1 protein-coding gene is annotated in these 3,174 nt (G+C 63.4%); it reads left to right on the top strand.

What is annotated here, in order from left to right; translation table 11 throughout:
- Positions 1-3,029: autotransporter outer membrane beta-barrel domain-containing protein (locus tag EN939_RS27055; RefSeq protein WP_164751249.1), on the top strand; the 3,029-nt coding region annotated here is incomplete at its 5' end.
- Positions 3,030-3,174: the final 145 nt, after the last annotated feature.

Below are 3,174 nucleotides of genomic sequence, written 5' to 3'. Positions count from 1 at the left end.
ACGTAATCGTCGACAATCATGGCAAGATCACCACGCTCGGCTATCTTTCGCACGGCATTTTCGCGCAATCGGTAGGCGGTGGCGGCGGTGCTTCGGGTGCCGCGGCCAACGCTTCGGAGGCCGACATGACGATCGGCGGCGCGATTTCTCTGCCGAGCGGCGACGGCTCCAATGGCGGCCATGTCACGGTCAACAATGACGGCATCATCGAAACCTGGAAGGATGGAGCGCTCGGCATTTTCGCCCAGTCCGTCGGCGGCGGCGGCGGTTATGGCGGCGTGGTATCGGCCGACACGGCGGGAGACGAGTCGGTTGCGCTGCAGCTTGGCGGCTTCGGCGGCAATGGCGGCAATGGCGGCAAGCTCGATGTCACGGTTTCCGGCACCATCATCACCCATGGCGAGCGCGCGCATGGCGTGGTCGCGCAATCGGTCGGCGGCGGTGGCGGCTATGGCGGCGACGCCAAGGGCAAGAGCTCGAATGCGTTGGCCATTGGCGGTCTCGGCGGCAATGGCGGCGATGGCGGCGATGTTACCGTCATCCGCACCGGCACGATCACGACGACGGGCAAGGATTCCATCGCCATCATCGCGCAGTCGGTCGGTGGCGGCGGCGGCATCGGTGGTGCCGGTTTCGGCCGCTTTGGCGCCGACGACGACGGCGGCGGGCCAAACGCCATCGGCTTCAACACGCCTGGTGGCACCAAGGGCACCGGCGGCAAGGTAACCATCATCCAGTCCGGCGCCATTGAGACCGATGGCGACCGTGGACACGGCGTCGTTGCCCAGGCGGTGGGCGGTGGCGGTGGCGCCGGCGGCATGGATTCGCTGGCCATGGGCCAGTCGGCGGCCGGCTCGCAAGGTGGTATCGGCGACGCTGCGGCGTCGGCCGCTAGCACGGACAGCCAAGTCTGGGTCAAGGGCGCAAGTTCGTATGCGATGTTCGGCCAGAGCGCGACAGGCGACGGCAATGCCCATGCGGTCGATCTGACGGCGGGTGACAGCCTGTTCGCGCAAGGTGCGGATTCCGTGGCTGTCTATGGCGAGAGCACGGCCAAGGGCGCCAAGGGCAACATCACCATCAACCTGAATGGCCAGTACACGATCGGCGGTGCCGGAACCGGCGTGGCGGCGATGCTTGTCGGGGGCGCAGACAACACGCTGAACAACCACAGCCTGCTCTATGCGATGGGGGCAACGCCGAGTTTCACCATCCAGGCGTCGCAATTTCAGGCATTCCAAGCCTTCCTGTTGGCGCCCGGTCCCGTCGTGCCGACGAATGCGATCCTGGAATCGCTTCTGGACGATTTCAGCCCACTGGCTATCACCGGCACATCGGGCGATGACCATGTGGAGAATTCGAAGAGCGCCGACACGCTCGGACGGGTGATCGGCAACATGGACCTCGGCGGCGGCACGAACAGCTTCCACAATATCGCCGACGCCTCGATGGTCGGCCTCAAGACCATCGATCTCGGCGGCGGCAAGTTCACCAATGACGGGCTGTTTACCAATCAGGGCATCGGCGTCGTGGCCAAAGTGGATGTCACGGGCGGCTTCACGCAGATATTCTCGGGCGACTTCGTCACCGACGTCGATCTCAACAACCAGATCACGGATGCCCTGGCACTAACGGTGGCCGGAGACTTCGATGGTGAAGCGCCGTTGAATTTCCTGTCGATCGACAAATTGTTCGCCGAATATGTGCTGGCCACCGGATCGGCGATGACCGATTCCGGCATCACGCCCACGACGCTGCATCCGGCGGTCGGCTTCAATTTCCTGACCAAGGTGGTCGGCGGAACGGATCTGGTTCTCTATGCCGACAATCCGACTTTCCTGGAGTTGGCACAGGATCCTAACTCCGGCACGACCGATCCCGGCGTCTTCCAGATGGCGCAGTATCTCGATGATGTCGAGGCTTCTTCGAGCCCAGACAATCCGATGGCGCTGTTGATCAACATGCTGCGCTTCCTGCCCGATGAAATGGAGCTCGGCTCGGCCCTGACGCGGCTGACGCCGCACTATGCCGTGCACACATTCGAGATGATCAACCGCTCCACGGACATCATGCTGGAGGCGGCGCGCGAATGCACCGGCGTTCGCGCCTACAAGGATCCCGACGGACGCTGTGTCTGGGCGTCGATCAGTCCGCAAGCCGAGTACAGCCGCGACGCTGAGGCCGGCACCACCAGCCGAGACGACGTCATGAAGACGATGTCGCTTGGCGGCATTGGCGAGGTCAGCCAGCACTGGTCGCTCGGCGCAACGATAGGCCGGACCGAATTCGACTCGAAGATCGATTTCAACGGCGAATTGCTGTCGGCCACGACAGGCGAATCCTGGCAGGCGTATGCGCTGGCGAAATATGCCGACAAGAACTACTTCATCGACTTCGCAGTCGGCGGCGGCACCGGCTCCTTCAAGGGCGAGCGCGATACGCATCTCGATCAGGTGGCCTTCATTCCGGGCGAAACGCTGATCGGCGATTATCTGCCGGAGGCATTGCTGCCTGGCATCGGCAACAGTGTCACCTACACGCAGAAAACCGCCCAGTTCGGCGGTTCGGCGCGGCTCGGCATAACGCAGGAGATGGGTGCTTTCTACCTGCAGCCGACCCTGCAGTTCGACGCGCGCTGGCTGCGTGTTTCCGGCAAGGAAGTGGGCTCGGTTGCCGCCTTCAACTTCGACGGCAGCGCCAACATGTATTATTCGGCGACGCCGGCTTTCGAGATCGGTACCGACATTGCACTCAGCGACATTGCCAGCCTTCGCGTCTACGGCAAGGCTGGCGTGGAGTTTTCCGACAAGGAGTGGGAAATCGAAGGTCGCTTCGCGGCGGCGGAGAATCTGCCTGGCAACCCCGCATTGCACTTGACGGAGGCCGTCGATTCGCCGCTCTATCGGGTCGGCGCCGGCCTTGAGCTGAACGGCGTCAATGGCGTCGGCATGTCCGTCAGATATAATGGCGCCTTCGGCGAAACGGTTAAACAGAACGCGATCAGCGCGTCTCTCAAGGTCAGTTTCTAGCTGGCCCGAGGCGGAGCCGGGCGGGAGGGATCTTGATGAGGAAGTACGCGTATTTCGTGGCGATGCTGGGTGTTGCCTGCACCGTCGGCGTGGCGGCCGTGGCGGCGCAAACCAAGAGCGACAAGGCGGTCGCGGCACCCGCTGC

This window comes from Mesorhizobium sp. M7A.F.Ca.CA.002.05.1.1 (genome assembly GCF_003998335.1).
In the GTDB taxonomy this organism is placed as follows: Bacteria; Pseudomonadota; Alphaproteobacteria; order Rhizobiales; family Rhizobiaceae; genus Mesorhizobium.
Note: the sequence above shows the minus strand (reverse complement) of the source record. Positions and strands in the feature narration are given on the sequence as shown.